This is a genomic window from Pseudomonas sichuanensis (genome assembly GCF_024749065.1).
GTDB classification, from domain to species: Bacteria; Pseudomonadota; Gammaproteobacteria; order Pseudomonadales; family Pseudomonadaceae; genus Aquipseudomonas; species Aquipseudomonas sichuanensis.
This window is the reverse complement of the sequence record NZ_CP087185.1, coordinates 936,868-963,180: the sequence shown is the minus strand read 5'-3', so window position 1 is coordinate 963,180 and position 26,313 is coordinate 936,868. Positions and strand designations below refer to the sequence as shown.

At 64.2% G+C, this 26,313-nt stretch carries 28 protein-coding genes; 14 read left to right on the top strand and 14 right to left on the bottom strand.

What is annotated here, in order from left to right; translation table 11 throughout:
* Positions 1 to 154 precede the first annotated feature (154 nt).
* Both LOY51_RS04515 and LOY51_RS04510 read left to right on the top strand, forming a co-directional pair.
* Positions 155 to 502, top strand: a complete 348-nt coding sequence (locus LOY51_RS04515) for an HPF/RaiA family ribosome-associated protein (protein WP_110991697.1) — start codon at positions 155 to 157, stop codon at positions 500 to 502.
* A 126-nt stretch (positions 503 to 628) separates the two neighbouring features.
* Positions 629 to 916 carry a DUF3509 domain-containing protein gene (locus LOY51_RS04510; protein ID WP_258644873.1) on the top strand — a complete coding sequence of 96 codons (288 nt, stop codon included), beginning with the start codon at positions 629 to 631 and terminating at the stop codon, positions 914 to 916.
* A 3-nt stretch (positions 917 to 919) separates the two neighbouring features.
* Here the strand turns inward: LOY51_RS04510 and LOY51_RS04505 are convergent, their stop codons facing one another.
* Positions 920 to 1,390, bottom strand: coding sequence for a phosphate-starvation-inducible protein PsiE (locus tag LOY51_RS04505; RefSeq protein WP_125462638.1), 471 nt, complete (start codon positions 1,388 to 1,390; stop codon positions 920 to 922).
* 242 nt (positions 1,391 to 1,632) lie between these two features.
* Between LOY51_RS04505 and LOY51_RS04500 the strand changes: the two genes are divergently transcribed.
* Positions 1,633 to 1,896 carry a YebG family protein gene (locus LOY51_RS04500; RefSeq protein WP_012274138.1) on the top strand — a complete coding sequence of 88 codons (264 nt, stop codon included), beginning with the start codon at positions 1,633 to 1,635 and terminating at the stop codon, positions 1,894 to 1,896.
* A gap of 199 nt (positions 1,897 to 2,095) precedes the next feature.
* Here LOY51_RS04500 and LOY51_RS04495 read toward each other — a convergent pair whose 3' ends face one another.
* The gene (locus LOY51_RS04495; RefSeq protein WP_125857487.1) at positions 2,096 to 3,115 is read right to left on the bottom strand and encodes a Leu/Phe/Val dehydrogenase; all 1,020 of its coding nucleotides are present in this window, start codon (positions 3,113 to 3,115) and stop codon (positions 2,096 to 2,098) included.
* A gap of 124 nt (positions 3,116 to 3,239) precedes the next feature.
* Here LOY51_RS04495 and LOY51_RS04490 point away from each other — a divergent pair, with 124 nt between their 5' ends.
* Positions 3,240 to 4,046, top strand: coding sequence for a SirB1 family protein (locus tag LOY51_RS04490; RefSeq protein ID WP_125462636.1), 807 nt, complete (start codon positions 3,240 to 3,242; stop codon positions 4,044 to 4,046).
* Here the strand turns inward: LOY51_RS04490 and maiA are convergent.
* From maiA to hmgA, 3 genes are read right to left on the bottom strand one after another with little or no spacing between them, the layout of a single operon-like run.
* On the bottom strand, positions 4,040 to 4,672 hold the full coding sequence (gene maiA / locus LOY51_RS04485) for a maleylacetoacetate isomerase (protein WP_258644869.1): 633 nt from the start codon (positions 4,670 to 4,672) through the stop codon (positions 4,040 to 4,042). The two genes, LOY51_RS04490 and maiA, sit on opposite strands and share 7 nt — an antisense overlap.
* 12 nt (positions 4,673 to 4,684) lie before the next feature.
* Positions 4,685 to 5,977: a fumarylacetoacetase gene (fahA, locus tag LOY51_RS04480; RefSeq protein ID WP_258644867.1), complete on the bottom strand. Its 1,293-nt coding sequence runs from the start codon at positions 5,975 to 5,977 to the stop codon at positions 4,685 to 4,687.
* Positions 5,978 to 5,980: 3 nt separating this feature from the next.
* Complete coding sequence (gene hmgA / locus LOY51_RS04475) at positions 5,981 to 7,282, bottom strand: homogentisate 1,2-dioxygenase (protein WP_125857484.1); 1,302 nt, start codon at positions 7,280 to 7,282, stop codon at positions 5,981 to 5,983.
* Positions 7,283 to 7,476: 194 nt separating this feature from the next.
* On the opposite strand from hmgA, the gene LOY51_RS04470 reads away from it, so the two are divergent.
* On the top strand, positions 7,477 to 8,247 hold the full coding sequence (locus LOY51_RS04470; RefSeq protein ID WP_125462632.1) for an IclR family transcriptional regulator: 771 nt from the start codon (positions 7,477 to 7,479) through the stop codon (positions 8,245 to 8,247).
* Between the two features lie 8 nt (positions 8,248 to 8,255).
* Here the strand turns inward: LOY51_RS04470 and LOY51_RS04465 are convergent, their stop codons facing one another.
* From LOY51_RS04465 to LOY51_RS04445, 5 genes are all read right to left on the bottom strand, one after another.
* Entirely contained in the window at positions 8,256 to 11,417 is a 3,162-nt protein-coding gene (locus LOY51_RS04465) for a hypothetical protein (RefSeq protein ID WP_125857483.1), read from the bottom strand.
* 523 nt (positions 11,418 to 11,940) lie between these two features.
* A complete protein-coding gene (locus LOY51_RS04460) occupies positions 11,941 to 12,855 on the bottom strand; it encodes an SDR family oxidoreductase (protein ID WP_125857482.1) in 915 nt (304 codons plus the stop codon).
* 115 nt (positions 12,856 to 12,970) lie between these two features.
* Positions 12,971 to 13,876, bottom strand: coding sequence for an alpha/beta fold hydrolase (locus LOY51_RS04455; RefSeq protein WP_258644860.1), 906 nt, complete (start codon positions 13,874 to 13,876; stop codon positions 12,971 to 12,973).
* Positions 13,877 to 14,055: 179 nt separating this feature from the next.
* Positions 14,056 to 14,742, bottom strand: coding sequence for an LrgB family protein (locus tag LOY51_RS04450; protein WP_110991708.1), 687 nt, complete (start codon positions 14,740 to 14,742; stop codon positions 14,056 to 14,058).
* A complete protein-coding gene (locus LOY51_RS04445; protein WP_125462628.1) occupies positions 14,732 to 15,118 on the bottom strand; it encodes a CidA/LrgA family protein in 387 nt (128 codons plus the stop codon). Before LOY51_RS04445 ends, LOY51_RS04450 begins: the two co-directional genes overlap by 11 nt.
* Positions 15,119 to 15,216: 98 nt before the next feature.
* On the opposite strand from LOY51_RS04445, the gene LOY51_RS04440 reads away from it, so the two are divergent.
* Positions 15,217 to 16,095: a LysR family transcriptional regulator gene (locus tag LOY51_RS04440; RefSeq protein WP_125857480.1), complete on the top strand. Its 879-nt coding sequence runs from the start codon at positions 15,217 to 15,219 to the stop codon at positions 16,093 to 16,095.
* A gap of 179 nt (positions 16,096 to 16,274) precedes the next feature.
* Here the strand turns inward: LOY51_RS04440 and LOY51_RS04435 are convergent, their stop codons facing one another.
* Positions 16,275 to 16,730, bottom strand: a complete 456-nt coding sequence (locus tag LOY51_RS04435; RefSeq protein WP_125462625.1) for a flavodoxin — start codon at positions 16,728 to 16,730, stop codon at positions 16,275 to 16,277.
* 184 nt (positions 16,731 to 16,914) lie between these two features.
* Here LOY51_RS04435 and LOY51_RS04430 point away from each other — a divergent pair, with 184 nt between their 5' ends.
* The 5 genes from LOY51_RS04430 to LOY51_RS04410 all read left to right on the top strand — a co-directional run bounded on the left by LOY51_RS04430 (position 16,915) and on the right by LOY51_RS04410 (position 19,662).
* The gene (locus LOY51_RS04430; protein WP_125857478.1) at positions 16,915 to 17,532 is read left to right on the top strand and encodes a hypothetical protein; all 618 of its coding nucleotides are present in this window, start codon (positions 16,915 to 16,917) and stop codon (positions 17,530 to 17,532) included.
* Between the two features lie 148 nt (positions 17,533 to 17,680).
* Positions 17,681 to 18,253, top strand: coding sequence for a putative antibiotic biosynthesis monooxygenase (locus tag LOY51_RS04425; protein WP_258644857.1), 573 nt, complete (start codon positions 17,681 to 17,683; stop codon positions 18,251 to 18,253).
* 76 nt (positions 18,254 to 18,329) lie between these two features.
* Positions 18,330 to 19,022: a dihydromonapterin reductase gene (gene folM, locus LOY51_RS04420; protein ID WP_258644856.1), complete on the top strand. Its 693-nt coding sequence runs from the start codon at positions 18,330 to 18,332 to the stop codon at positions 19,020 to 19,022.
* Between the two features lie 9 nt (positions 19,023 to 19,031).
* Complete coding sequence (locus LOY51_RS04415) at positions 19,032 to 19,328, top strand: DUF1244 domain-containing protein (protein WP_110991715.1); 297 nt, start codon at positions 19,032 to 19,034, stop codon at positions 19,326 to 19,328.
* On the top strand, positions 19,321 to 19,662 hold the full coding sequence (locus LOY51_RS04410; RefSeq protein ID WP_190306034.1) for a HopJ type III effector protein: 342 nt from the start codon (positions 19,321 to 19,323) through the stop codon (positions 19,660 to 19,662). Before LOY51_RS04415 ends, LOY51_RS04410 begins: the two co-directional genes overlap by 8 nt.
* 114 nt (positions 19,663 to 19,776) lie before the next feature.
* Here LOY51_RS04410 and LOY51_RS04405 read toward each other — a convergent pair whose 3' ends face one another.
* The 3 genes from LOY51_RS04405 to LOY51_RS04395 form a co-directional block, all read right to left on the bottom strand.
* Positions 19,777 to 20,685 (bottom strand): alpha/beta hydrolase family protein, encoded by a 909-nt coding sequence (locus LOY51_RS04405; protein ID WP_125857475.1) that lies wholly within the window; start codon positions 20,683 to 20,685, stop codon positions 19,777 to 19,779.
* A gap of 166 nt (positions 20,686 to 20,851) precedes the next feature.
* Positions 20,852 to 22,051 (bottom strand): enoyl-ACP reductase FabV, encoded by a 1,200-nt coding sequence (fabV, locus tag LOY51_RS04400; protein ID WP_110991718.1) that lies wholly within the window; start codon positions 22,049 to 22,051, stop codon positions 20,852 to 20,854.
* A gap of 227 nt (positions 22,052 to 22,278) precedes the next feature.
* Positions 22,279 to 23,130 carry a LysR substrate-binding domain-containing protein gene (locus LOY51_RS04395; protein WP_258644840.1) on the bottom strand — a complete coding sequence of 284 codons (852 nt, stop codon included), beginning with the start codon at positions 23,128 to 23,130 and terminating at the stop codon, positions 22,279 to 22,281.
* Between the two features lie 134 nt (positions 23,131 to 23,264).
* On the opposite strand from LOY51_RS04395, the gene LOY51_RS04390 reads away from it, so the two are divergent.
* Genes LOY51_RS04390 through LOY51_RS04380 form a run of 3 tightly spaced genes read left to right on the top strand, consistent with a single transcriptional unit; the run spans position 23,265 to position 26,310 of the window.
* Positions 23,265 to 24,320: an agmatine deiminase family protein gene (locus LOY51_RS04390; RefSeq protein ID WP_258644837.1), complete on the top strand. Its 1,056-nt coding sequence runs from the start codon at positions 23,265 to 23,267 to the stop codon at positions 24,318 to 24,320.
* Positions 24,317 to 25,213 (top strand): N-carbamoylputrescine amidase, encoded by an 897-nt coding sequence (gene aguB, locus LOY51_RS04385; RefSeq protein WP_258644834.1) that lies wholly within the window; start codon positions 24,317 to 24,319, stop codon positions 25,211 to 25,213. Before LOY51_RS04390 ends, aguB begins: the two co-directional genes overlap by 4 nt.
* Positions 25,214 to 25,215: 2 nt before the next feature.
* Entirely contained in the window at positions 25,216 to 26,310 is a 1,095-nt protein-coding gene (locus tag LOY51_RS04380; RefSeq protein WP_258644832.1) for an extracellular solute-binding protein, read from the top strand.
* Positions 26,311 to 26,313 lie beyond the last annotated feature (3 nt).

The window sequence follows — 26,313 nt, the reverse complement described above, 5'->3', positions numbered from 1 at the left end:
TCGCCGGGCTTTTTGCAACAGGAAATTTTTCTTGCGCAGGGGGTTGAATTCGTCGCGCGGATGCCTGACCTTAGAGTCAAGAGGCGCAAAAAGACCAACGCCCTCAGTGGCTTGAAAGTGCCTCCCGCGAGCAAGCTGAATAAGGATTGAAGTCATGCAAATCCAGGTCAACAGCAGCAACCATTTCGAAGGCAACAACCGTCTCGACGAGTGGGTCCGCGCCACGCTGCACAGCAGCCTTGAGCGCTACGAAGAAGACCTCACCCGCATCGAAGTCCATTTGCGCGACGAGAACGGCGCCAAGCCCGGACCGCACGACAAACGCTGCCAGATGGAGGCTCGCCCCAAAGGCCACCAACCGATTTCCGTGACCCATACCGCCACTTCGCTGGACCAGGCGGTCGATGGCGCCGCCAACAAGCTCAACCACGCACTGGAGCATTTCTACGGCAAACTGCGCAGTAAACGTGGCGTGCTTGAACTGAGTGACCCGGACGCCTGATCCAACCGCGTCAGTAAAAACGCCCGGCCTTGCGCCGGGCGTTTTCATTTGCACCGATCAGCGGGCCTGAACCAACCCCGGCACGCCCCGGTCAACTCCTGCAGTCATTCAATGCAGGCTTCGACCATGAACAACCCCTTCGACCAGATCAGCGCTGCGTTCGCCCCCGAATACCGGGTCAACCTGAGCATCGAGCGCCTCGATGGCAGCATCATGCTGACCCTCTCCGATGACAGCGGCGTGGTTGCCAGGCGCCTGCTCAGCGTGGCCCAGCGCAACGACCCGGTGCGCCTGCAACGGGTCATCGACAGCATCCGCCTGGGCCTGGCCATCGAGCTTGGCCAGAACCCGCTGCAAGTGCTCGCCGCACTGACCCGCGATCATCGCCACCCGGCCTCCTGCCTGGCCAACTGAGGGCTATTTGCTCTCGTCCACTTCCTTGCCGTTGGCGTCCAGCACCTTGGTCGACGGGTAGCGGTAGGAGGCGTAGCGCACCACCAGGATGGCGAACGCCAGCAGCAGGATGCCGCCACACACGTACAGCAGCCCGACATCCGGCGCCTTGTGGTGCGACACATCGCCGATCAGCAAACGGGTCAGCGCGGTGATCGCCACGTACAGCAGGAAGCGGATGGGCATGTGGTTGGTCTTGAAGTAGATCCCCACCATCGCCCCCAGCTCCAGGTAGATGAACAGCAGCAGGATGTCATCGACGCTGACCCCGCCCTTGCCCAGCATGTCCAGGAAGGTCACCACCGCCGCATAGGCGGTGATCGCGCCGATGCCGAACAGTGCCAGGTAGTGGAATGCCTCCACGCACAGGTTGCCCAGCGAGTCGGCGGAGCCATGCAGGCCCTTGCGCAGCTTGTCTGCCCATTTGGTGTTCACGATGTTCGATTCCCCGATACGGCTGAAGGATGGTGCGTCACGCCTGTGACATTTGTTGTGCCATGCAGTTAAAGGGCCAGGCACCCTGTCTTGGAAGGTGGTGGATTGCCGCAGGGCACTTGTGCGCTAGGCTTTTTGCTCGCGAATGGCCATCACTGTGGTTGCAGTGAGCTGGCCTTCACCTGTACTGTATAAAAACACAGTTAATACCCCCAACCAGCAAAAAGGCATAGAGGTGATGAATGGCCGTCGAAGTGGTGTACCGCAGCAGCCGCGACCCGGAGCGCTTGTTCATGGATAAGGCCGAAGCAGATCGTCACGACAAGATGCTCGAACTGGCCGAGCGCCTGGCTGAAGTGCTGCACAAAGCAGTGCCGTCGCTGAGCGAGCAGCAGGTCGAGGAAGCCGGTATCTACATGGCCAAGAACCGCGATGTGTTCGCCCGCGCGTTCAAGAGCCAGCCGGATGCGCTGGCGGAACTGCTCGAAGGTGGGGCAGCCGAGTAGAATCGGCGCCGCTTGCCCATGGCACCATGGCTTGAAACCTTGTTGTTTAGAGCGCAGCGTGGGAGCGGGCTTGCCCCGCGAACACCGGCGAAGCCGGTGCCATGTAACCGGATAGCGCAATCGCGGGGCAAGCCCGCTCCCACGCTAAACCCATGCGCTCGTCGCACCAGCGCAACCTGGAGGGCTAGCGCAAGCCTTCTCAGCCGTAGAGCAACCTTTCCGCCAGCATCTGCGCCACCCGGGCCGGTGAGCGTTTTTCGGCCTGGGCATGGGCAAACACTTCGGTCAACCGTGTGGGTATCCGCGCCAGGTGCGCGGTGATGGTGCCCAGGTCTTTACCACTATGCTTCAACGCCACGTAGATCAACCCACCGGCATTGATCACATAATCCGGCGCATACAGTATCCCGCGGTTCTCCAACTGGTCGGCCACCTGCAAGGTGGTCAGCTGGTTGTTGGCCGAGCCCGCCACCGCTGCGCAGCGCAGTTGCATCACGCTCTGCCCGTTCAGCACCGGCCCTACCCCGCAGGGCGCGAAGATGTCGCAGGGGGTGCTGATCAAGGCATCATTGGTCACCGGGTGTGCATTGAGCTGCTCCACCGCCAGGCGCACCTTGCCCGCATCCAGGTCACTGACCAGCAACTCGGCACCCGCCGCATGCAGTTGCTCGGCCAACGCGTAGCCCACATTGCCCAGGCCCTGCACCGCCACCCGCAACCCTTCCAGATTGTCGCTACCCAGACGGGCCATGGACGTTGCGCGGATACCGGCAAACACCCCCATCGCTGCATGGGGCGAGGGATCGCCTGATGCGGTGGTACTGGTGACATGGGGTGTGGACTGGGCGATGCAGTCCATGTCGAGGGTCGAGGTGCCGCTGTCCACGGCAGTGATGAAGTGGCCTTGAAGGGTGTCGACGAAACGGCCGAAAGCTTCGAACAATGCCGCACGGTTCTCCACATGCGGGTTACGCACGATCACCGCCTTGCCGCCGCCCATTGGCAACCCCGCCAGGGCGGCCTTGAAGCTCATGCCCTGGGCCAGGCGGATGGCATCGGTCATGGCGCTTTCGTCATCGGCATAGGGCAGGTAGCGGCAACCGCCCATGGCCGGCCCCAGGTGTTCGCTGTGAATAGCCACCACGGCCTTGAGCCCCGTGGGCGGGTCGATGAACAGGTGCAGTGACTGGGTGCGGGTACTTTGCATGAGGGCGAACATCGACGGGCTCCCCCGAGAGGTGCTCCTACCAGTATAGGCAGGCGCATAAGAGCCGCCGCGCGGGCGGACCACTGGACGAAAGCCGGTGCCAGGGCTAATAGTACAAGCGTTATGGAGAGTCCCCATGAACCCACGCCAAGCCTGCCTGGCCTGCCTGCAACGCGAACCGGCCGCCCTGCTGGAAGCCGCCCTGTGGATAGCCGCCGAACACGATCACAGCGTCGACCCCTCGATCGGCCTGGCGCGCGTGCACGAGCTGCAGTGCGAGGTCAGTAGCCATCTGCCGATGCTGCCTCTGAACGAACTGGCCCAGCCGCTGCTGCGCCAGCTCAACGCCCTGGGCTTCCAGCAGGATGAGTACCACCCGCTGCGCCCGCACGTAGCGCTGATGGACAAGGTGCTGCAGCGCCGCCGTGGCCAGCCGCTGCTGCTGGCCATACTCGCCCTGGAACTGGCCCGGCACCTGTCGATCCCGCTCGAAGGGGTCAACTTCCCCGGCCACTTCCTGTTGCGCGTGCCCGGGGCCGATCACCTGCTCGACCCCTGTGGCGGGCGCCGCCTCTACCCCAACGACTGCCGCGAACTGCTCGCCCGCCAGTTCGGTGCACAGATGCCGTTGAGTGCCGAACACCTGCGCAGCGCTTCACCGATGCAGATGCTCCAGCGCCTGTCGCGCAACCTGCGCCAGCTGCACAGCAGCAACGACAACGACCTTGCCGCACTCATCGATGCCGAACGGGTGATGCAACTGGGCCCGGTGCAGGTCAGCGACTACCTGGCCCGGGCCACGCTCTACCAGCACCTTGAGTGCCCCCAGGCCGAACGCTTCGACCTGGAGCACGCGCTGCTGCTGACCGACGACCCGATCCAGCGCCTGAAACTGAGCGAACGGCTCGGCCAACTACCGTCGACCAAGCGCTCGATTCACTGAGCCGGCGTGTCCACCTGGCGTGCCGGGTGGGCCTTGGCAAACGCCGGATGCGCCTCGGCCAGCGCCGCTACTCTACGAATGCGCGGGTAGCCGCCCAAGTCGATGTTGAAGCGCTCGGCCGCGTACAGCTGCGGGATCAGGTAGACATCGGCCAGCCCCGGCGTGGCACCGAAGCAGAAGCCCTCATCGCCAATCAATTGCTCCACCGCCGCCAGCCCTTGGCCGATCCAGTGGGCGATCCACTGATTGACCTGCGTCTCATCGTGCCCCAGCTGGCGCAACTGGTTGAGCACACTGACGTTGTGCAACGGGTGCACGTCGCAACCGATGATCGCCGCCACACCGCGCACCTTGGCACGCGCCTCGGCAGCGGCCGGCAGCAGCGCCGGCTGCGGATGAGCCTCCTCCAGGTACTCGATGATCGCCGGCGACTGCACCAACAGCTCGCCGCCGTCGGTGCGCAGGGCGGGCACCCGGCCTTGCGGGTTGAGCGCCAGATAGTCATCGCCGCGCTGCTCGCCCTTGAGCAGGTTGACCGGCAGGGCCTGGTAGTCCAGGCCCTTGAGCGCCAGGGCGATGCGCACCCGGTACGACGAAGTGGACCGATAGTAGGTAAACAGCTCCATCGCCCTGCCCCCTCAGTTGGCCGCGACGATGGTGCCGCGGCACTCGCCGAAGCCGATGCTGGCTACGCCATCGCGCACGCAACGGGCCCGCAGGATGACCTCATCACCGTCCTCGAGGAACTTGCGCACCTCGCCACTGGCCAGCTCCACCGGGTGCTTGCCGCCCTCGGTAATCTCCAGCAGGCTGCCGAACGAGCCTGGCGTGGCGCCCGACAGGGTACCCGAACCGAACAGGTCGCCCGGCTGCAGCTGGCAACCGTTGACGCTGTGGTGGGCAACCATCTGTGCCACGGTCCAGTACATGCTGCGGGTGCTGCTCAGGGTCAGGCGATGGGCCGGCAGGTTCTGCTCGCGCATGCGCTCGGTCAGCAGCAGCACCTCGAGCTCGATATCAAAGGCGCCGCCGGCCTGGTCACGGCTGTCCAGCAGGTACGAGAGCGGCTGCGGGTCACCCTCCGGGCGCGCCGGCTGGGCGCAGCGGAACGGCTCGAGCGCTTCGGCGGTCACTACCCAGGGCGACACGGTGCTGATGAAGCTCTTGGACAGGAACGGCCCCAGCGGCTGGTACTCCCAAGCCTGGATATCGCGGGCCGACCAATCGTTGAGCAGGCAGAAGCCGGCCACGTGCTCGGCGGCATCGCCAATCGGGATCGGCTGGCCCAGGTCATTGCCCTGGCCGATCCAGATGCCCAGCTCCAGCTCGTAGTCCAGGCGCGCGCAGGGGCCGAAACTTGGCTCGGTCTGCCCGGCCGGCAGGGTCTGGCCCTTGGGCCGGCGTACATCGGCACCGGAGGGGCGAATGGTCGAGGCGCGGCCGTGGTAGCCGATCGGCACGTGCTTGTAGTTGGGCAGCAGCGGGTTGTCCGGGCGGAACAGCTTGCCGACGTTCTTGGCATGCTCGATGCCCACGTAGAAATCGGTGTAGTCGCCGATCTTCGCCGGCAGGTGCAACTGGCAGGTGCTGGCTGGGTACAAGGCAGCGCTAAGCGCGGCCTGGTGTTCGCTCCCTTCCCCCAACAGCACCAGCAGGCGCTCGCGCAGGGCGACCCGCGCCGGGCGGCCGAGGGCAAAGAAGGCATTCAGTGCGCCGCCCATGGTGGCCTCGACTGCGGCCTTGGCCTCACCGTCGAACAACCCGGCAGCCAGCACGGCCTCAAGGTCGAGGATGGCGTCGCCGATGGCCACGCCGCAACGCGGCGCCTGCCCCGGGCGGCTGAAGATGCCCAGCGGCAGGTTCTGCAGCGGGAAATCGCTGTGCCCGTTGGCGTGCTCGACCCAGCTACGGGCAATGGCGGTGTGGTTCATCGGTTATCTCCGGTTCGGGTTGAAGGTGCTCGGCAAGGTGGCCCAGCAACTATCGTAGTCGGCCTGCAATTGCGGGCTGTCGAGGGCCTGACGGCTCGGGCGCAGCACCTGGCTGGTCTCGAACATGAAGGCCATGGTGTCGTCGATCTTGTGCGGCGCAAGGTCTGCGGCGATGGCTTTGTCGCAGGTCTCGGCGTCCGGCCCGTGGGCGCTCATCACGCCATGCAGCGACGCGCCGCCCGGCAGGAAACCTTCGGCCTTGGCGTCGTAGGCTCCCTGGATCAGGCCCATGAATTCGTTCATCAGGTTGCGGTGGAACCATGGCGGACGGAAGGTGTTCTCGGCCACCATCCAGCGCGGCGGGAAAATCACGAAGTCCATGTTGGCCATGCCATGCACGCTGGTGGGCGAGGTCAGCACGGTGAAGATCGACGGGTCGGGGTGGTCGAAGCTGACCGTGCCGATGGTGTTGAAGCGGCGCAGGTCGTACTTGTATGGCACGTTGGTGCCGTGCCAGGCGACCACGTCCAGCGGCGAGTGGGAGAGCTCACAGGCCCAGTGTTCGCCGAGGAATTTCTGCACCAGTTGCACCGGCCCGCTGGTTTCTTCGTAGTGGGCCACCGGGGTGAGGAAGTCACGCGGGTTGGCCAGGCCGTTGCTGCCGATCGGGCCGAGGTCCGGGATGCGCAGCGGCGCGCCGTGGTTTTCGGCGATGTAGCCGCGGGCCTGGGCATCGAGCAGTTCGACCCGGAATTTCATGCCACGCGGGATGACCGCAATCTCCAGCGGCGCCACGTCCAGCACGCCCAGCTCGGTGGCGATGCGCAGGCGGCCCTGTTCGGGCACCAGCAGCAGCTCACCGTCGGCGTTGAAGAACACCCGCTCCATGGAACGGTTGGCGCGGTAGATGTAGATGCTCACGCCGGCCGGCTTTTCCGCCGCCGAGTTGGCCACCATCGGCAACCAGCCGTCGATGAAGTCGGTGGCTTCGGACGGGATCGGCTGGGGGTTCCAGCGCAGGCGATTGGGGGTGATGGCGCCCAGGGCGCCGGCCAGCGGCTGGCGCTCCAGGCGCTCGAAGCGTGGGTGCAATGCCGACGGGCGAATGCGGTACAGCCAGGTGCGGCGCAGTTCGCTGCGGGCCATGGTGAACGCGGTGCCCGACAACAGCTCGGCGTACAGCCCGTAGGGCGCCTTCTGCGGCGAGTTCTGCCCGACCGGCAGCGCGCCGGGCAAGGCTTCGCTGGCGAATTCGTTGCCGAAACCGCTCAGGTACTCAAGTTCAGGTGAGGTGTCGCGGGTCATCTCGGTGCCTCCGGGCTGCTCAGAGCCGTCATGGGCAGTTGGCTGCGAAGCCCGATCCTGAAACCGGCACCTGGGGCGGCAGCGCGTCTGCATTGTTATTTTCGTAATCAGATTACGAATAACGTAATTTGCTCCCGTGCAGGCGTCAAGCTATAAAGGCGCCACCCCGTAAAATCTGGATAGATGTGTCCCCCATGGCCAAAGCCAGCAGCACCGACAACGGCAAACAGAAGGTCCGCTCGGCGGAAGTCGGCACCGACATCCTCAAGGCCCTGGCCGAACTCTCCCCTTCCACCTCGCTTTCGCGCCTTGCCGAACATGTGCAGATGCCGGCGAGCAAGGTCCACCGCTACCTGCAGGCCCTGATTTCAAGCGGATTCGCCGAACAGGACGCGGCCACCAACCATTACGGGCTGGGCCGCGAGGCCTTGCGGGTGGGGATGGCGGCGCTGGGCAGCATCGATGTGCTGAAAGTCGCGGCCCTGCCGCTGTCGCAACTGCGCGACGAGCTCAACGAAAGCTGTTTCATCGCCGTATGGGGTAACCAGGGCGCGACCGTGGTGAGCATCGAGCCGGCAGTGCGCGCGGTGACGGTGGTAACCCAGATCGGCTCGGTGCTGCCGCTGCTCAGTTCGTCCACCGGCCTCGTGTTCGCCGCGCACCTGCCTGAGCGCGAGACCGTCGAACTGCGCGACCGCGAGTTGGCAGCCCTGAACCAGAGCAGCGATGACTATGTGCCGCTGCTGGCACAAATCCGCCAACGCGGCCTGCACCATGTGCACGGCCTGCTGATGCCCGGGGTGGACGCTTTGTCCGCCCCGGTGTTCAACGCCATGGGCCAGATCGCCGCGGTAATGACCGTGGTCGGTCCGACCTCGATCTTCCATGCCGACGAGCAGGGTCCGGCGGCGCAAAGCCTGCTGGCAGCCGTGCAGGCTGTCAGCAGGCGCATGGGGCATCAATAATGAACGGCCTACCTGAATCTTGAATCGGCTTGTTCTAGCAACAGCCTGCCAAGCGCCACAAATTCTTCATCCATGACTCTGCCGACCCCACCCAGGGCCGGGCTTGCCGACTTCAACACCACCTCACTGAATAGCTCCTTCAATAGCTGTCCTAAGGGGCCTGACGGGTTCGGAAACAGCTTGTTCCACGCGGAAGAAATCACATTACCCACAGCAGAGTTCAAACCTGTGGCGGAAGCCACACTGAATATACCGAGGGCCATGTAAAACACAGCTGCCCCTGTTTTACCATCCCACCACGCGGTGGCGGCCTTGCGGAAAGATCGTTGTGCCTGGAACAGGCTGACTACTGCGGCTAAAGGAGGGAAAGGCATGGTCAACACACTGACAACCGGGCTCAGGACCCGATCCAAAGTCTCGATATAGCGTTCGAACACGGTGATGGTCTGGGACTTCGCATCAAGGATCAGGTGCAGAGCACGGCGTTCGAAATCCTCGTCCCAATGAACAAGGCGGGGAGGAGAGTATGCGTAGGCGTTGAGCACCACTCGCTCGCCATTTTTTTCTCGATCCTTATCCATCGCTCTCATCGCCGCCTTGTCCGAATGGATGACTCGAGGGAGGAAATAGGCTCCGAGGTTTTCCAGCGTCCATCGCGCGGCAATCTCACGGAACGAACGCACAGCTCTGCCCCCCTCCGCATCACTCAGGTAGACGAATCGCTCGTCATCGGGGGCATCTACCGCATAAACCCCGTCAATGAAACGAAGTCTTCCCCGATTGAAAGCGAACCGACGAAAATTGTGATGCTCGAGCACGTCTTCTTGACTCGGCGTCAGCGCTATCTCTCGCAACCAGCTGGTGCGCGACTCGTCGAGGTGCCCGTCGAGAGATGCGACCAGAAAATCGCGTCGCACCTTCAGCCCCATCACCAATCCGTGCAGTCGCAGGCGTCGCGCATGTTCAGGGCTATCGTCCGAAGCGTAGTGGCTCTCGATGACTGAGACATACGAGTCGCGAATAGAGCTACTGGAAACTCGGATGGCACTGGCGAGCAAGCGTATGTCCAAGTGCGAAAGATCTTGCCCGACACTGGAGCGCATACTTGTGAAACCCACGAAGTTGCTGTCCGAAGGATATCCCCAGGCCATCAACTGAGTGAACGTCAGTTCCCCTTCGGGCGTCTCGAAAATCACCGTATCCGCATCGATCCAGCCCCCCTTGTTGCCAGGGAATTCATTGAGCCTGGCGGTGGCCCTCTGCTGGGCAAAACCGAGCAGTGTCGGCATCTGATTACTTGCAAGATAGGCTGGCTGAATCGCCAACAACTCATTGTCGAGCGAAGCCAGGCGCTCCCGGTCTTCCGGACTCGCATCGATAGACCATTGCGGGGTAGCCTCAAGCACATTGTCCAGCAAGCCCGTAGTCATGTCGTCGAGCATCTGGGCAAGGAAGCCTTTGCGCAGCGGTACCAGGCGGAACGCGCCCAGTGGCAGCCTTCCTTGGCCTATCGCTACCTGCTGAGACTCACGTACATCCAGCTCTGAACGCTCAAGGATATAAGCCACGCCAACCGGAGTGCGTACCATGTCGACGAGCGCGCGTTGCAGGTCCAGTTCGGTCGCGAAACGTCGTAGCGCACCAAAGGGCGCCCCCGGCGCATACAAAGTGAATGCATCGTCCTCGACCAGGCAGACCACACCGAGTAGCGGCTGTCGCTGCAGATGTACCTGCTTGAGTTCGATACCTTCAGCGGCCTGCTCACCCTCCAGCGAAGCTGTGAGGAAGGCGTGAACGTGTTCTGGGATTTCATTGGCATAACGGGCAGCCGAAGCTGAGAACGCCAGCTCGGCAGTGACAAGTCCACCTAACAGCTCCTGAGTATCCGGCTGCTGATACATCGCAGATGCCTGTTCACGGTAGCCCAGATGTAGCCCAAGCCCATTGATCATGAGCTGCATGAAGCCCTGGGTAAGCGTGTCCCGAAACGCTGGCTCGACAGCCTCGATAAATAGGTTGTATCCGCGATACCCACCTGTGAGTACCCAGTCCAGCAGGCTGCACTCGCGCTGGCCGCGCGCATCAGGGAAAACACTGCGAACGCTCAACCTGGTTTTGCTCGGTGAAATCCACAGCCCATTGGCGTGTTCGTCCAGCCAGTTGCGGATGCCTTGCTCGGCGAAGCTGCGATAGTCACTCAGGTGGCCCAGGTGTTCGGTAATGCGTCGCGAGGCCTGGTCCCGCGACGCTTGCAGTGCCAGGTAGGTCTCCAACGCTTCACCATTCAACCGGCGCAGCCAGCGCGGCCTGGATGCCAACCGATAGGCTGCAAGGTGATCGGCTATCCGCTCTTTTAACCCACCCACCCATCCATCCAGACGAGTGGCTGCATTGAGCATGCCCGCAGAGATGGGTTCTTCCTCGGCCCTTGCCTGAAGCTCTGCGAGAAGGCTGTCCTGCAGCGTCTTCAGATCCCTTACCAGCTGCCTCGATACGGAGTACGCGGTCTCATCGAAACTCAATGCCAACTGGGCGCCTTCACTTATGGCTTGGCGCAGCGCTTGCGGCAGCATGTTCGTCCATGGCTGGCCGCTGTTCAGTACCTGCTCCAGCCGCTGCGCCGCGCTGACAGGCTGATCGTCGAACCATGCGCCCCAACTCAAGCCGTAAAGCACGAAGTCTTCATCTCCCTCGGTCGCCCTTTCCAGGTCGCGGGTGACAACAAAGCACCCGGGGAGACGCCCGCTGTAATCACCCGCCTGAACCGTCACCTGGCCCACGTAAGTGTCAACACCTGCCGCGAACAACGCTTCGATCCTGTGCTTGATTGCTGGCTCGGCCATCGCCAGGATTGCCACTTCAAGCTCCATTAGTGGATAGAGGCTCATACGCAGTGTGGACAGGTCCCGATGGTATTGTTCTTGCTCGACCCACCACTTTTGCATCAGTTCGTGCCAATCGGGTAAGAGCGCACCGATCTCGTCAGCGCTGAACCATGACTCCTGGGCATTTTCCTCCACAGGTTCGGCCGTGAAACGGGGCGACTCGGCAAAATGCGTTTGCACAGCCAGGGCCAGCATCGACACCTGCACAAGCAATTCCTGAACGGAGGTGGGTGAGCCCTCCTTATGCAATAACGAAAGGTTGGGAAATAACGCGTCGGAAAACATCTCGAACTCCATCTGAATGAATGAAGCTCAAGATTGAGGTTGCAGGCATGCCACCTGAATCGGGAAGCAATTCCGCCATCACGAGTAACGACTTCGTACATGATGAGCCTACAACCAAGGACCAGGCGGTGAGGGACCGAGTAGGAATAGAACTATTATCTCGGAGGACGTAACAGAGAATGTCAGAAGCGACTATTTTTCCCATGGGAACAAGCGCTTATTCTTACCTCACTGGCCGGCACGAAGGGCTCTCCCCCCGCCTTTCAGGCCTGCCCAGGTTCACCGACGTTGATTTTGAAGCTCCTTGATCTAACGTCTCGATTGGCCGCTGCCTTTGCAGCGGCCTTTTTTATTTGTGCAAGAATCGCCGAATCAAGGTGGGTCCGGCTGTCTTGTTTTGCTTGCAGCGGCCTCATCGCCGGCAAGCCGGCTCCCACAGAGATTACGCATGGTTTGAGGTCGTTGCAGTCGGGGTGGGAGCCGGCTTGCCAGCGAAAGGGCCGCAGGGCGGCCCCAACGGTCTTCACGCCAATGGATACTTCTGCAGATTCGCCATCATCTGCTGCAGTGCCTGAAAACTGTCCTGCGGGTGGCTCGCGCCTTCGAAATCACCGATCCGCCCCCAGTTGGCCGCCACCTGCTCCGGCGTGAAGCCCTCGCGCGGATCGAAGCCCACGCCCTGGCTGCGCTCCCAGCGCACCTTGCCCACCCAGCCACCGCCCACCTCGAACAGCTGGCCGCTGTCCTGGCATTGCTCGCTGCCGAGAAACACCACCAACGGGCTGATCAATTCGGGCTTGAGCTGCTCGAACACCTGAGGCGGGATCAGCCCCTCGGTCATGCGGGTACCGCCGGTAGGGGCGATGGCATTGACCAGGATGCCGTGCTTGCGCCCCTCGATGGCCAGGGTACGGGTCAGGCCGTACAGGCCAAGCTTGGCCATGCCGTAGTTGGCCTGGCCGAAATTGCCGTAGATGCCCGAGGTGGACGAGGTGAAGATCACCCGCCCCCAGTTTTGCCCGCGCAGGTGCGGCCAGGCGGCGTGGGTGACTTTGTAGGCGCCCTCGACATGCACCCGGTAAACCAGCTCCCAATCGCTGTCTTCCATCTTGTGGAACGTCTTGTCGCGCAGGATGCCGGCGTTGTTCACCAGCACATCGACCCGGCCAAAGCTGTCCAGGGCCTGTTCGACGATACGCGCACCATCGGTCACCGAGTCGTGGTTGGCCACCGCCGTGCCGCCGGCGGCGCGAATTTCTTCCACCACCCGGTCAGCCGCCGACACGTTGGCGCCCTCGCCGTGGCTGCTGCCACCCAGGTCGTTGACCACCACCTTCGCCCCGTGCCTGGCGAACAACAGTGCATGGGCCCGGCCCAGGCCGCCACCGGCCCCTGTGACGATCACCACGCGATCTTGCAGACTTACCGGTTCGCTCATGCTCAAGGCTCCAGGCAGATGAAGGATGCGCGCAGTGTCGGCCAGCCCTCGCCGCCCGACAATCAAGCGCGCCCCGGCGAATGCCGGGGGATAACCCATGGCGATGATCGCCCGGTCACGACCAGGCGACTTTCTGTGGCACGTAGCTCAGCGGTTGTTCACGAAAGGCCAGGTAGTGGCGCAGCACTTGCACCGGCGCTTCGGTGTGCGGGTAGTGGCCGATGCCCTGCAATACCACGGTGTCCGGCTCGGGCACCACTTGCCGGTAGCGTTCGACCATATGCGCGCCGGACAACGGGTCGACCGCACCATTGATGAAGCGCAGCCGCACGCCTTCGCGCTGCAGGGCACAGACCCAGCGCTCGCGTTGCGCCCGGCGCTCGGGCATGAAGTTGATCAGCTTGTGCAGGATGCGCTGGCCACCGTTGGCGGCGATCAGGCTCCAGCAGTCGTCCAGCGCACTTTCACTGGGGTGGGTGCAGGGCCCGTAGACCTGGGTGACATTGCGCACCAGGTCGTCGCGCCCGAACGAGCGCCCCACCAGCCAGCCAAGGCGGCTGAGCAGCAGTTTCTGGATCAGCAGCACGCGGCAGCTCTCGGGGAACAGGCCGCTGTTGAGGAACACGCAGCTGGCGACCTGCAGGCGTTGCTCGTGGTGCCGGGCCAGCAGTTCCTGGGCGACACTGCCGCCATAGTCATGGGCCAGCAAGTGCACCGGCTGATCGATCTTCAGGTGCTCCAGCAGCGCCTGCTGCAGGTCGGCCTGCTCCAGCAGGCTGTAGTCGTGGTCTGCGGGCTTGGCCGAATCGCCGAAGCCGAGCATGTCGCAGGCCACTACGCGAAAGCGTTGGGTGAGCGGTACCCACAGGTAGTGCCAATCCCAGCTGGCGGTGGGGAAACCGTGTAGCAATAGCAGAGGCTCTCCTTGCCCTGCCGTCCAGTAGCGGATGCTCTGGCCCCGGAAGGTGAAACCCTGGCTCCGGGTGCGCCAGACGCACAATGGAATCTCGGCCAGAGGCATCAGGGTCGTCCCGGTATTGGTGTTTGAGTGTCGGAATAGGGCAAGGCTGCGTTCATTGCAAGTTACCTCGGCACATACATGTGCTCTCTATGTCGAGGCTCAGTCTAGAAGCCAATACGAAGGTGTTAAGTCGCCTTGGCAGCCAGCCTGATGACCGTGCGAGTCAGTGGCACGAACGGTCAGAACAACATGACCAGCAATGGCGCGGCAAACAGGTTGAGCAGCCCAGTGAGGACCATGACCAGACCGGCCACCGAGCCCTCTTCGCGGCCCACTTCCTGGGCCCGGCTCACGCCCGCGCCATGGGCGCCGACACCGAACAGCGCGCCCCGCGCCAGCGGTGTGCGCAGCGGCAGCCAGCGCAGCAGAACGCCGCCAAACACCGCCCCCAGCACGCCGGTGAACATAACGAACACTGCGGTCAGTTCCGGCACACCCCCCAGGTCCTGGGCCACCGGCATGGCAAACGGGGTGGTGATGGAGCGCGGCAGCAACGACAGGCTGACCGACTCGTCCAGCGCCAGCAGGTGCGCCAGCCCCCAGGAACTGCCGATCGAGGCGACGCTGCCGGCCAGCATGCCCACCAGCAACGCCGGCCAGTGCCTCGCCAACAATGCCCGCTGCTGCCAGATCGGCACGGCGAAGGCCACAGTCACCGGGCCCAGCACGCCCATCAGCCAATGGGTGTTGCGCGCATATTCGGCGTAGGCGGTGTGCAGCGGCACGGCCACCGCCAGCAACAGTGCCGGCACCAGGATCAGCGGCGACAGCAGGTAGCGCCCACTGCGCCGGTACAGCCAGCGGCTGCCCACATAGGCGGCCAGGGTGAGCGCGAGCCAGAACAATGACTTGGGTTCAAGGTTCATGGCGCAACCGCCAGCGGCACACCAGCTCGACCGTCGCGGCGGTGACCACCATCACCAGCAGGGTACTCACCGCGATCACCAGCAGGATGCGCCAGCCTTCGCTGCGCAACAGGCTGCCGTAGTCCAGCAGGCTCATCAGCGCGGGGATGAAGAACAGCAGCATCTCGGCCATCAGCCATCCGGCACCCAATTGCAGGGTGGCGGGCTTGAGCAGGCCTGTGGCGAACAGCATGAGCAGCAGCGCCAGGCCCATCACCCCGCCGGGTATCGGCCAGCCCAGCCAGGTCGCGAGCTGGCCGCCGATCAAAAACAGGGCCAGCAGCACCGCCAGCTCAGCGAGCAGGCGGCAGGTTCTTTTCAGTAATGCAGGGTTCATGGGCACGGTCCTCGACAACGTGCCCAGTGTAAAAGTCGGTCGCAAAGGCCAAAAGCGAATTGTTAGACTGCTCGCCATTCCATAATGGAATTCATGGCATGGAATTCAAACAGCTGCGCAGCTTCATCGAAGTCGTTCACCGTGGTGGCTTCACCCAGGCCGCGGGCACCCTGCACGTCAGCCAGTCGGCAGTGAGCAAGCAGGTCGCCCAGCTGGAACAGGCCATCGGCCAGCCATTGCTCGAGCGCCAGGGTTCGCAGCTGCTGCTGACCGCCGCCGGGCGCATCGTGCTGGAGCGTGGCGAAGTGTTGCTGCGCCAGCGCCAGGAACTGCTCAACGAACTGGACGATCTTGGCCAGATGGCCCGTGGCGAGCTGCGCCTGGGCCTGCCGTTGCTGGGCAGTGATGCACTCTTCGCCGGGTTGTTCGCTGAGTACCGGCGGCGCTACCCGCAGATTTCGGTGCAACTGCTCGAAGGCGGCAGCCGTATGGTCGAGCAGGCGGTGAAGAGTGGCGAGCTGGAGCTGGGCGGCAGCCTGACGCCGAGCGACCCGGCGTTCGACTACCAACCCTTCTGCAATGAGCCGCTGGATGCCCTGCTGCCCGCCGAGCATGCCCTGGCGGGCCAGGCAGAAGTCGACCTGGCGCAATTGGCCGATACGCCGTTCCTGCTGTACCAACGCAGTTTCATGCTCAATGACCGGCTGCTCAGCGCCTGCCAGCAGGTGGGTTTTACCCCGAAGGAAGGCGGGCGCAGCGGCCAGGCGGACTTTCTTGCCTCGTTGGTGGCGGCGGGCCAAGGGGTGGTGTTGCTGCCGAGGGTGGTTGCGCGGGCCCTGGAGCGGCCCGGGGTGGTGCGCTTGCCATTGCGCGCGCCGGGCGACCTGAGGTGGGACATCGCCTTCATCTGGCGGCGCGGGGCGTACCTGTCACGGGCAGCGCAGGCGTGGTTGGCGTTGTTGCGCGAGCACACCTGAGCGCGCCGAGCTCAAGACCTGCACTCTGCCTGTGGGAGCGGCGGTTCGCCGCTGCGATTTACCCGCGAAGATGACAACTCGGTACCTGGCACGGGCTATGCCCGTGTTCGCGGGTGAACCCGCTCCCACAGGGTGTGGGAGCGGCGGTGCGCCGATGCGACTTGCCCCGCGACGGGGTGTCAGCCCTGAATGGCTGCGGCAAACTCCGCCAGCCATGGCTCGGCGTCGGCCTCAGGGGTCACGGTCTCGCTGGCATCCAGGCGCAGCATCGGCAGCACCTCACGCACGCCCAGTTCGGCAAACAGCTCGCGCAGCTGCTCGCCACCACCGCAGTAAGTATCGCCGTAGCTGGAGTCGCCCAGGCCGATCACGGCACCCGGCAAGCCACGCCAGGCCGCGGGCAGTACATCGCGAATGACGCTGTACAACGGCATCAGGTTGTCGGGCAGTTCGCCCATGCCGGTGGTCGAGGTCACCGCCAGCAAGGCCTGCGGGGCAAAGCCCTCGATATCCTGCAGGGTGGCACGGCCTGCATGCCAGGCTTCATGGCCGGCAGCGTTGAGCAGCGACACCGCATGACGGGCGACTTCATCGGCGGTGCCATAGACCGAACCGGAAATAATGGCGACTTTCATCAGGTGAGGATTCCGAAACTGAGTGAAAGCGTAGGATACTAGCACCCGACAGTGGCAAAAGGCCGCCTCCCCCTAAAGTCACAGCCGCGCAAACAATCCGACCAGTGACCTGAACCAAACCCATACACCACTGTCCACCCCCTTGACGTAATCGCCATTACCGATCGTTTCCTCGAGTTCGACCATGCAAGCAGACGCCCTTCTCTCCCAGGACGAGCTGGATTTCATCCAGAACATGCAGCACTCGCCGCAGTTGAACCTGGCCGACCCCATGTCGAGCCTGCTGGTCAATGGCGACCGTCGTCTGAAGGACCTGCTCACCCGCCTGGTGGCCAATGAACAGGTCACGCTGCAGGCCAGCTTCAACAACCAGCAGCTGAGCTTCCCCCTGCAACTGGTCGAAGACGAGTTCCACGCCCTGCACCTGCAACTGGGTTCACCGGACATCTACGAAGACGGCCCCATGCTGCGCCCGTGGCGCCTGTCGCTGGCGCAACCGGCGGCATTGCTCGACGACCACCACCAGCCCAGCGACCTGTGGGTACGGGATATTTCGTTCAAGGGCGTGCTGGTGGAAATCCACGGGCAGAGCAAGGCACCGGCGCATTTCGAGCTGCACTTCGCCGCCGAGGACATCCCGCCGATCGGCCTGCACGGTGTGTTGCGCCGGCGCATCGGCCCCAGGCTGGCGGCCTACGACCTGTCGCACACGCCGGCCGAAGAGATCGAGCGCCTGCGCGAGTACATTCTTCAGGCCCACCGCCAGGCCCATCCAGAGTTGCACGCGCAAGCGAACTTCTGACGACCGCCCGCCCGTTGAAACTGACGGGTCATGATCGATCGGCGATAATCCGCGCCCGATTCTTGCAAGCATGCCTGCGCCGCCCACCACCCCGGGCCGCATGCCAAGGGGCCGGCTACCCGCCAGCCCCGTCGCCAGGAGATACACGATGTCTACCCACCCCGTCACCCTGATGGTGTCGCGCCGCGCCGCCCATGGCCGCTACCAGGACCTGCTGGCCTGGCTGCACGAAGGCGAACAGCTGGCCACCGACTTCCCCGGCTACCTGGGCTCAGGCATCCTCGCCCCGCCTGCCGAAGGCGATGACTTCCAGATCATCTTCCGCTTCACCAATGAGCAAACCCTGCACGCCTGGGAATATTCAGCCTCGCGTCGCACCTGGTTGCAGCGCGGTGACGGCCTGTTCGAACGCCCCAAAGAGAGGCGCGTCAGCGGCATCGACGACTGGTTCGGCACCAGCATGGTGCAAAAACCGCCGCGCTGGAAGCAGGCCACGGCTATCTGGCTGGCGTTCTTCCCCGTCTCGTTGCTGTTCAATCTGCTGTTCGGCCACTGGCTGGCGCCACTCGATCTGCTACCGCGGGTGTTGCTCAGCACCCTGGCCCTGACGCCGCTCATGGTGTACCTGTTCATCCCCCTGTCGACGCGCCTGCTGGCCGGCTGGCTGAACCCGCCGCCGCGCTCGGCCACAGACCGCGCCGAAGGCCTGCGCAGCCGCTGAGGCACGGGCTCGCAAGGCGGTGCAGTTCGGGTATGCTGGGGCATCACGCACGGACAGACGGCAGACCGCCCCGAACATGAACAGCCCTATCCTCATTACCGGTGCCAGCCAGCGTGTCGGGCTGGCCCTGGCGCTGGAGCTGGCCCAGGCCGGCCATACGGTGGTCAGCGCCAGCCGCAGCCTCAATGCACACGCGGCGCACCCGAACATTCAGCAGTTCCAGGCCGACCTCACCAACGCCGACGACCGCCAGGCCCTGATCGACCACCTGCACAAGCATTACGACGGCTTGCGCGCGATCATCCACAACGCCTCGCTGTGGCTCGACGACGGCCTGGACAACCTCGACACCATGTTCCGCCTGCACGTCGAGGCGCCCTACCACCTCAACCTGGCGTTGGGTGAGCTGCTGGCCAAGGTAGACAAGGCCGACATCATCCATATCTGCGACGAGACCTCTTCGCGCGGCAGCAAGAGCCATATCGGCTATGCCGCGACCAAGGCCGCGCTGCAGAACATGGTGCTGTCGTTCGCCGAAAAATACGCGCCCACGGTGCGCGTCAACGGTATCCTGCCGGGCCTGCTGATCCTCAAAGAGGGTGGCGACGAGCACTATCGCCAGCAGACGCTGAAAAAAGCCCTGCTGGAGTTCGAACCCGGCGCCCGCCCGCTGATCGACGCCGTGCTGTTCCTGCTGCACAGCCAGTACAGCACCGGCAGCCAGGTGGTCATCAACGGTGGCCGCCATCTGAAGAACCGCATGACCTGAGAGACCGCCATGACTCCCCAACAACAGCTCGAACTCGAAGCCGCCGCGTTCCGGCGCCTGGTCGACCATCTGCAAAAGCGCACCGACGTGCAGAACATCGACCTGATGAACCTCTCCGGCTTCTGCCGCAACTGCCTGTCCAAGTGGTACAAGGCCGCCGCCGACGAGCGCCAGGTCGACCTGAGCATGGATGACGCCCGTGAAGCGGTGTACGGCATGCCCTACGCCGAGTGGAAAGCCCAATACCAGAAAGAAGCCAGCGCCGAACAACAGGCGGCGTTCGAACAAGGAAAACCCCGTGACTGACCTGAACACCCTGCGCAGCAGCCTCGCCAGCGGCGAACACGTTTTCGCCGACACCCTGGCGTTCATCGCCGCGAACTACAGCTACCAGCCACAAGCCTTCGACAACGGTGATGTGCACAACGCCGCCGGGCAGAACGAAGGTTCGTGCAAGACCCTGGGCCTGGCCTTGCTGGAAGGGTTGAGCGACCAGGAAGCGCTGCTGGCGTTTGGCGAGCACTACCGTGATGTGGTGGCCACGCCCGAGGGCAGCGACCATGGCAATATCCGTGCGTTGATCAAGCATGGGCTGGCTGGGGTGAAGTTTGCCGAGCTGCCTTTGGCGCGCAAGGCTTGAGACCGCCGGGGCCGCTTTGCGGCCCTTTCGCCGGCAAGCCGGCTCCCACCCTGACCGCATAGCGCCGACACTGTGGGAGCTGGCTTGCCAGCGATTGGGCCGGTACAAGCGTCCTCAACTGACGATCTGACCGGGCACATCTACCGCCAACCGCCCCGCCTGCAACCACCCCAGCGCAATCGGCCAAAGGCTCTGGCGAAAGCGGTCATGGAAGAACGCAAAGTGGCCAATCTCCTCGACGCCGATATCCACAGGCGCCACCCGCAGGTGCTTGCGCCCGCGCTCATCCAGATAACCCAATAACCGCTCGGTGGCCGCCACCGTGCCGAACGGATCGTCGGTCAGGCTGATCGCCAAGGTCGAGGCGCTGACGTGAGCGAACGGCAAGGCTTGCAGCAACCGCCCGCTGGGTCGGTGCTCGTAGCGTGGCGTCGGCGTGCTCCAGTCGTGCACCACCCCCGCCGGCGTGTCCTCCAGCCACCCCAGGCGCTTGCCGGGAAAGTAGCCGAACACTCGGGTCAGCAATGGCATCAGCACATGCCATTTGCCATACAGCTGCCAGCGCTGGTCCGCCGCATAGTCGCGCCAGTAGGCGAACTGCGCACCCACCAGCACCGCGTGCTGCACCTGCGCCGCCGAAGGCGCCAGCCCCAGCGCCCAGCCGCCGAAACTGTGCCCCACCACATGCACCGGTTGCCCCGGATGTTCGGCGCCAGCCAGTTGCAGCATGGCCTCGAAATCCAGTCGGCCCCAGTCGCTCCACGAGGCCTGGAAACCGCGCAGCGAGGCCGGGCGCGATTCACCGATGCCACGGTAGTCGTAGCTCAGGACATCGAAGCCTTGGGCGAACAGGTAGTCGGCAAAACGCGAGTAGTAACGGCAACGCACCGAAGTGGCGGCGTTGATGATCACCAGCGGGCGCTGGCTTGCGAGGGTGGCGTGGCGCCAGCGGAAACCTCCGAGGCTGTAGCCGTCGGGGGCGTTGTGGCGAAAGGCGGTGGCGGGCTGGGTAAGGCTGCTCATGGCGCGCTTCTGTGTTGTTGTGCGCCAACGCTAGCAAAAATCCTATACCTGTGCCGGCCCTTTCGCGGGTAAACCCGCTCCCACAGGATCACCACAGTTTTGAATGTTGTGGAGATCTTGTGGGAGCGGGTTTACCCGCGAAGAGGCCGGTACAGGCCTGAAGCGATTACAGCTCGATGCAGTCGAACTTCACATCGGTGGCCACGTCTTCGTCGTAGTTGACGTCAGCGCGCTCGAAACCGAACAGGTTGAGGAACTGCTTCTTGTAGCCGGCGTAGTCGGTCAGCTCGAACAGGTTCTCGGTGGTCACCTTCGGCCACATGGCACGGCAGGCGTCCTGCACATCATCACGCAGTTCCCAGTCGTCCAGACGCAGACGGCCTTCCTCGTCCAGTGCAGCCGGCGCACCGTCCTCACGGTACATGCGGTCACGGAACATACGGTCCAGCTGGTGCTGGGTACCTTCGTGGATACCCTTCTCCTGCATGATCTTGAAGACCATCGACAGGTACAGCGGCATCACCGGGATAGCCGAGCTGGCCTGGGTAACCACCGACTTCAGCACCGCAACGTTGGCACTGCCGCCGACTTTTTTGCCCAGGCGCTGGGCGGTTTCGTCCAGGTCCTGCTTGGCCTTGCCCAAGGCGCCGTCCCAGTAGATCGGCCAGGTGATGTCGGAGCCGATGTAGCTGAAGGCCACGGTACGGGCCTGAGGCGCCAGCACGCCGGCGGCGTTCAGGGCATCGATCCACAGCTCCCAGTCCTGGCCGCCCATCACGGTGACGGTATCGGCGATTTCCTGCTCGGTGGCCGGCTCGATGCTGGCCTCGATGATGGTGTCCTTGTTGGTGTCGATGGCGGTCGACTTGTACGGCTGGCCGATCGGCTTGAGCGCCGAGCGGATCACTTCACCGGTCTGCGGCAGCTTGCGCACCGGCGAGGCCAGCGAGTAGATGACCAGGTCGACCTGGCCGCCCATTTCGTTCTTGATCAGCTCGATAACCTTGGCGCGGGCTTCGTCGGAGAAGGCGTCACCGTTGATCGACTTGCTGTACAGGCCCTCGGCCTTGGCGAACTTGTCGAAGGCGGCGGCGTTGTACCAGCCGGCGGTGCCGGCCTTGGTCTCGGTGCCCGGCTTTTCGAAGAACACGCCCAGGGTGTCGGCCTTGAAGCCGAATGCCGCGGTGATGCGGGCGGCCAGGCCGTAGCCGCTGGAGGCGCCGATCACCAGGACTTTCTTCGGACCATCCTCGCGCACGCCCAGCTTGCGGGTGGCTTCGATCTGGTCACGGACGTTGAGCTCGCAGCCCTTTGGGTGAGTCGTGGTGCAGATGAAACCGCGAACCTTGGGATGAATGATGGCCAATGTCTGTACCTCGTCAGGTTTAGGCTGGGGAAGCGCCCCGGCAAAAAGGGGGCGGTTCCGTTTGATCTAGAGGGTGAGACTACCCTCGCATGTCATCCGACACATATTACGGGGTGATCGGGGTGATGCAAAACACCAGCGGCCCTATCGCGGGGCAAGCCCGCTCCCACGCTGTATGTGCAAATGCGCGAGCGGCGTGGGAGCGGGCTTGCCCCGCGATAGGGCCATCAATCCTGAGCGAGTACCACCTTCAACCACTCCAGAAACCGCCGCGCCTGCGGATCATCCTGGCTGTCGCGATGCACCAGGCAACTCCACGCCGGCCCACGCACGCGCTGGGCAGACAACGCCTGCAACTGCCCCTGCGCCACCAACCGCTGTGCCAGCAGTTGGCTGACCAGGGCAATCCCCAAGCCCTCGCCCGCCGCCTCCAGCAGCAACCCCGGGTCGGAAAAATTCAGCCCCTTGCCCTGCTGCCCGACATCCTCGCCGCCTTCGACCTGCCAGTGGCTCCAGTCCATCTCCCGCTCGCCATGCAAGGTGGTACGCCCCTGCGCGGCCAGGTCCGGATGGCAGGCCGGGTACAGCAGGTCCTGGTGCAGCACACTGAAGCTGCATTCAGCCTGGGCGCCAATGTCATCGCGGATCGCCAGGTCGATGGTCTCGCTGGCCATGTCCGGCACCTCGAAGCTGGTGAACAGCCACAGGTCCACCTCCGGATAGCGCTGGTGAAAGTCAGCCAGGCGCGGCAGCAGCCAGTGCCGGGCGAACGCCGGGGTGGTGTTGACCACCAGCTGGTTGGGCTTGCGGTACTGGTCCAGCCGGCGGATGCCCACCGCCAGTTGCTGCAGCAAGGTCTGGGTGGTGCTGAGCAGATCATGCCCGGCATCGGTAAGGCTGACGCTGCGCCCGGTGCGGTGGAACAGCGGTTGCTCCAGGTAGCTTTCCAGGCTGCGAATCTGCTGGCTGATCGCCGACTGGGTGAGGTTCAGGGCCTCGGCGGCCTTGTGGAAACTGCCCAGGCGGGCAGCGGCTTCAAAGCCGCGCAGGGCATTGAGCGGGGGCCAGTGTTTGAGCATGCTGATAAGCCTGACTGATCAGAAATACGCTAAATCTATCGTTTGTCGCCCCAACTTCCCAGCCATAACATTGGCACCAACACCCGCGACGGCGGGCTTCGTTGATAAAAATCCCTAATAGATCGGAGTTCACTATGACCCTGTCCCACGACAGCGGCTGGCGCATGCCTGCCGAATGGGCCCGCCACGCCGCCACCTGGATGATCTGGCCGCACAACCAACCACTGTGGGAATCGGGCTGGGGCGTGACCCTGGCCGACGTGCAGCGCGACTACGCCCGGGTGGCCGCCGCCATCGCCCGCTTCGAGCCGGTGAAGATGGTGGTGGACCCGTCCGCCATGGCCACCGCCCGCGAGCTGTGCGGCGCTGGCATCGAGCTGATCGAGCTGGCCGTCGACGACAGCTGGTGCCGCGACAGCGGGCCAAGCTTCCTGCTGCACCCGCAGCAAGGCGTGGCCGGCCTGAGCTGGCGCTTCAACGCCTGGGGCAACAAGTCCGAACACGGCAAGGACCGCAGCCTGGCCCGGCGCATCCTCGACCAGCTCGGTCTGGAAGGCTTCAGCACCCCGCTGTGCAACGAAGGCGGCGCCATCCATGTGGACGGTGAAGGCACCCTGATCACCACCGAATCGGTGCTGCTCAACCCCAATCGCAACCCAGGCCTGAGCAAGGCCGAGTTCGAGGATTGCTTCGCCCGCCTGCTGGGCATCCGCAAGACCATCTGGCTGCCGGGCGACCCGCAGTACGTGACCGGTGACATGACCGACGGCCATGTCGACGGCGTGTGCGCCTTCGCCCGCCCCGGCGTGCTGCTGGTGGATGCCACCCATGACCAGGATTCGGTGTACGCCGAAGTAGCCCGCGAGAACCGCCGTGCGCTGGAGCTGGCCAGCGACGCCCAGGGCCGTAAGTTCGAGCTGCTCGACCTGTACGAGGCCACCGCGGCCGTGGACACCGACGCCGAGGTGTTCTGCGCCTCCTACACCAACTTCTACCTGGCCAATGGCGCGGTGATCATGCCGGCCTACGGCATCGACGCCGACCAGGCCGCCGCCGATCAGCTCGCCCATGCCTTCCCCGGCCGCGAAGTGGTGCCGGTGCGCATCGACCATATCGCCCACGGCGGTGGCGGCATCCACTGCATCACCCAGCAGCAGCCGGCCTGGCCGCTGCAAGGAGAACGCCCATGAGCACCCTGCGCATCGCCACCACCCAGATGGCCTGCAGCTGGGATGTGCCCGGCAACCTCGACCGTGCCGAGCAACTGGTACGCCAGGCCGCCGCAGATGGCGCCCAGGTGATCCTGTTGCAGGAGCTGTTCGCCACGCCGTACTTCTGCATCGAGCAGTGCCACAGCCACCAGGCCCTGGCCGAGGACTACCACGACAGCCCGCTGCTGCGCCGCTTCGCCGCCCTGGCCAAGGAGCTGGGCGTGGTGCTGCCGCTGAGCTGGTACGAGCGCGCCGGCAATGCCTTCTTCAACTCGCTGACCGTGGCCGACGCCGACGGCACGCTGCTGGGGGTGTACCGCAAGAGCCATATCCCCAACGCCATCGGTTACCAGGAGAAGGAATACTTCAGCCCCGGCGACACCGGTTTCAAGGTCTGGGACACCGCCTTCGGCCGACTGGGCATCGGCATCTGCTGGGACCAGTGGTTCCCCGAGACCGCCCGCTGCCTGGCGCTGATGGGCGCCGAAGTGCTGCTGTTCCCCACCGCCATCGGCTCCGAGCCCGGCGCCGCCGGGCTGGATTCGCGCGATCATTGGCAAATCGCCATGCGCGGCCACGCCGCCGCCAACCTGCTGCCGGTGGTGGCCGCCAACCGGGTCGGCGAGGAAGTGGCCAAGAGTGACAGCAGCCTGTCGATGCGCTTCTACGGCTCGTCGTTCATCTGCGACCACAAGGGCGCCCTGCTCGCCGAAGCCGACCGCGCCAGCAGTGGCGTGTGGCTGCACGACCTGGACCTGGCGCAGATGCGCGAGGACCGCCTGAGCTGGGGCGTGTACCGCGACCGCCGCCCCGACCTGTACGCGCCGTTGATGACCCTCGACGGCCGCACCCCACACACCGAGAGGGCCTGACCATGCCACGCCGTCCATCACAACTGCTGGCCATCGCCGCGCTGCTGGCCTGCGCCGGTATCGCCCAGGCCGAGCAGGACGCCTTGCGCCTGTACAACTGGGCCGACTATTTCGCCGAAGACACGCTCAAGCGCTTCACCGCCGAAACCGGTATCCCGGTGATCTACGACGTCATGGACGGCAGCGAGGTGCTGGAGGCCAAGCTGATGTCCGGGCGCAGCGGCTACGACCTGGTGTTCCCCGGCGACACCGTGGCCGAACGGCTGATGCGCGCCGGCAGCCTGCAGAAGCTCGACCGCAGCCAGCTGACCGCGCTGGACGACATCGACCCCAGCCTGCGCAAGCTGCACGACCAGTACCCCAAGGCCAGCCAGGCCACCGTGCCCTACACCTGGGGCACCATCGGCCTGACCATGGACGCGAAGAAGATCCGCGAGCGCATGCCCGACGCCCCGCTGAACAGCCTCGACCTGCTGTTCAAGCCGGAGCTGGCAGCCAAGTTCGCCGATTGCGGCATCTCGATGATCGACTCGCCCGACGAAGTGCTGGCCGTGGTGCTGCACTACCTGGGCCGCGAACCGCGCAGCGCCAAACGCGAAGACCTGGCCGCCGCCAGCGAACTGCTCAAGGGCATCCGCCCCTATGTGAAGAAGCTGCAGTCGCAACCGGTGACCGAGCTGGTCAACCAGAACATCTGCCTGTCGCTGGGCTACAGCGGCGACGTGATCCAGGCCCAGCGCACCGCCGAAGCCGCCGGCAAGGCCATCGACTTCCAGTACCGCGTGCCCCGCGAAGGCACCACGGTGTGGATGGACACCATGGCCATCCCCGCCGATGCCAAGCACCCCGAGTACGCCTATCGGTTCATCAACTTCGTCATGCGCCCGGAAAACATGGCCGCGATCAGCAGTACCACGGGTTACCCCACTGCCAGCGCCAAGGCGCGCCCGCTGGTGGACCCGCGGCTGCGCGACAACCCCGATATCTACCTTAACGAAGCCGCCTACGCCCGGCTGATCCCCGGCAAGGACATCCCCCAGGCCGACATGCGTGCGCGCATGCGCGTCTGGACCCGTTTCAAGACTGCACAGGACTGACCC

Excerpts from the sequence above, each read along its gene's own strand:
- LOY51_RS04490 (WP_125462636.1), top strand. The coding sequence starts at position 3,240 with ATGAACCCACGCCAAGCCTGCCTGGCCTGCCTGCAACGCGAACCGGCC.
- hmgA (WP_125857484.1), bottom strand. The coding sequence starts at position 7,282 with ATGACCCGCGACACCTCACCTGAACTTGAGTACCTGAGCGGTTTCGGC.
- LOY51_RS04390 (WP_258644837.1), top strand. The coding sequence starts at position 23,265 with ATGACCCTGTCCCACGACAGCGGCTGGCGCATGCCTGCCGAATGGGCC.
- LOY51_RS04470 (WP_125462632.1), top strand. The coding sequence starts at position 7,477 with ATGGCCAAAGCCAGCAGCACCGACAACGGCAAACAGAAGGTCCGCTCG.
- LOY51_RS04510 (WP_258644873.1), top strand. The coding sequence starts at position 629 with ATGAACAACCCCTTCGACCAGATCAGCGCTGCGTTCGCCCCCGAATAC.
- LOY51_RS04425 (WP_258644857.1), top strand. The coding sequence starts at position 17,681 with ATGTCTACCCACCCCGTCACCCTGATGGTGTCGCGCCGCGCCGCCCAT.
- LOY51_RS04395 (WP_258644840.1), bottom strand. The coding sequence starts at position 23,130 with ATGCTCAAACACTGGCCCCCGCTCAATGCCCTGCGCGGCTTTGAAGCC.
- maiA (WP_258644869.1), bottom strand. The coding sequence starts at position 4,672 with ATGGAGCTGTTTACCTACTATCGGTCCACTTCGTCGTACCGGGTGCGC.
- LOY51_RS04430 (WP_125857478.1), top strand. The coding sequence starts at position 16,915 with ATGCAAGCAGACGCCCTTCTCTCCCAGGACGAGCTGGATTTCATCCAG.
- LOY51_RS04435 (WP_125462625.1), bottom strand. The coding sequence starts at position 16,730 with ATGAAAGTCGCCATTATTTCCGGTTCGGTCTATGGCACCGCCGATGAA.
- LOY51_RS04500 (WP_012274138.1), top strand. The coding sequence starts at position 1,633 with ATGGCCGTCGAAGTGGTGTACCGCAGCAGCCGCGACCCGGAGCGCTTG.
- LOY51_RS04380 (WP_258644832.1), top strand. The coding sequence starts at position 25,216 with ATGCCACGCCGTCCATCACAACTGCTGGCCATCGCCGCGCTGCTGGCC.
- aguB (WP_258644834.1), top strand. The coding sequence starts at position 24,317 with ATGAGCACCCTGCGCATCGCCACCACCCAGATGGCCTGCAGCTGGGAT.
- LOY51_RS04455 (WP_258644860.1), bottom strand. The coding sequence starts at position 13,876 with ATGCCTCTGGCCGAGATTCCATTGTGCGTCTGGCGCACCCGGAGCCAG.
- LOY51_RS04450 (WP_110991708.1), bottom strand. The coding sequence starts at position 14,742 with ATGAACCTTGAACCCAAGTCATTGTTCTGGCTCGCGCTCACCCTGGCC.
- folM (WP_258644856.1), top strand. The coding sequence starts at position 18,330 with ATGAACAGCCCTATCCTCATTACCGGTGCCAGCCAGCGTGTCGGGCTG.
- LOY51_RS04440 (WP_125857480.1), top strand. The coding sequence starts at position 15,217 with ATGGAATTCAAACAGCTGCGCAGCTTCATCGAAGTCGTTCACCGTGGT.
- LOY51_RS04405 (WP_125857475.1), bottom strand. The coding sequence starts at position 20,685 with ATGAGCAGCCTTACCCAGCCCGCCACCGCCTTTCGCCACAACGCCCCC.
- LOY51_RS04465 (WP_125857483.1), bottom strand. The coding sequence starts at position 11,417 with ATGTTTTCCGACGCGTTATTTCCCAACCTTTCGTTATTGCATAAGGAG.
- LOY51_RS04495 (WP_125857487.1), bottom strand. The coding sequence starts at position 3,115 with ATGTTCGCCCTCATGCAAAGTACCCGCACCCAGTCACTGCACCTGTTC.
- LOY51_RS04415 (WP_110991715.1), top strand. The coding sequence starts at position 19,032 with ATGACTCCCCAACAACAGCTCGAACTCGAAGCCGCCGCGTTCCGGCGC.
- fahA (WP_258644867.1), bottom strand. The coding sequence starts at position 5,977 with ATGAACCACACCGCCATTGCCCGTAGCTGGGTCGAGCACGCCAACGGG.
- LOY51_RS04515 (WP_110991697.1), top strand. The coding sequence starts at position 155 with ATGCAAATCCAGGTCAACAGCAGCAACCATTTCGAAGGCAACAACCGT.
- LOY51_RS04460 (WP_125857482.1), bottom strand. The coding sequence starts at position 12,855 with ATGAGCGAACCGGTAAGTCTGCAAGATCGCGTGGTGATCGTCACAGGG.
- LOY51_RS04445 (WP_125462628.1), bottom strand. The coding sequence starts at position 15,118 with ATGAACCCTGCATTACTGAAAAGAACCTGCCGCCTGCTCGCTGAGCTG.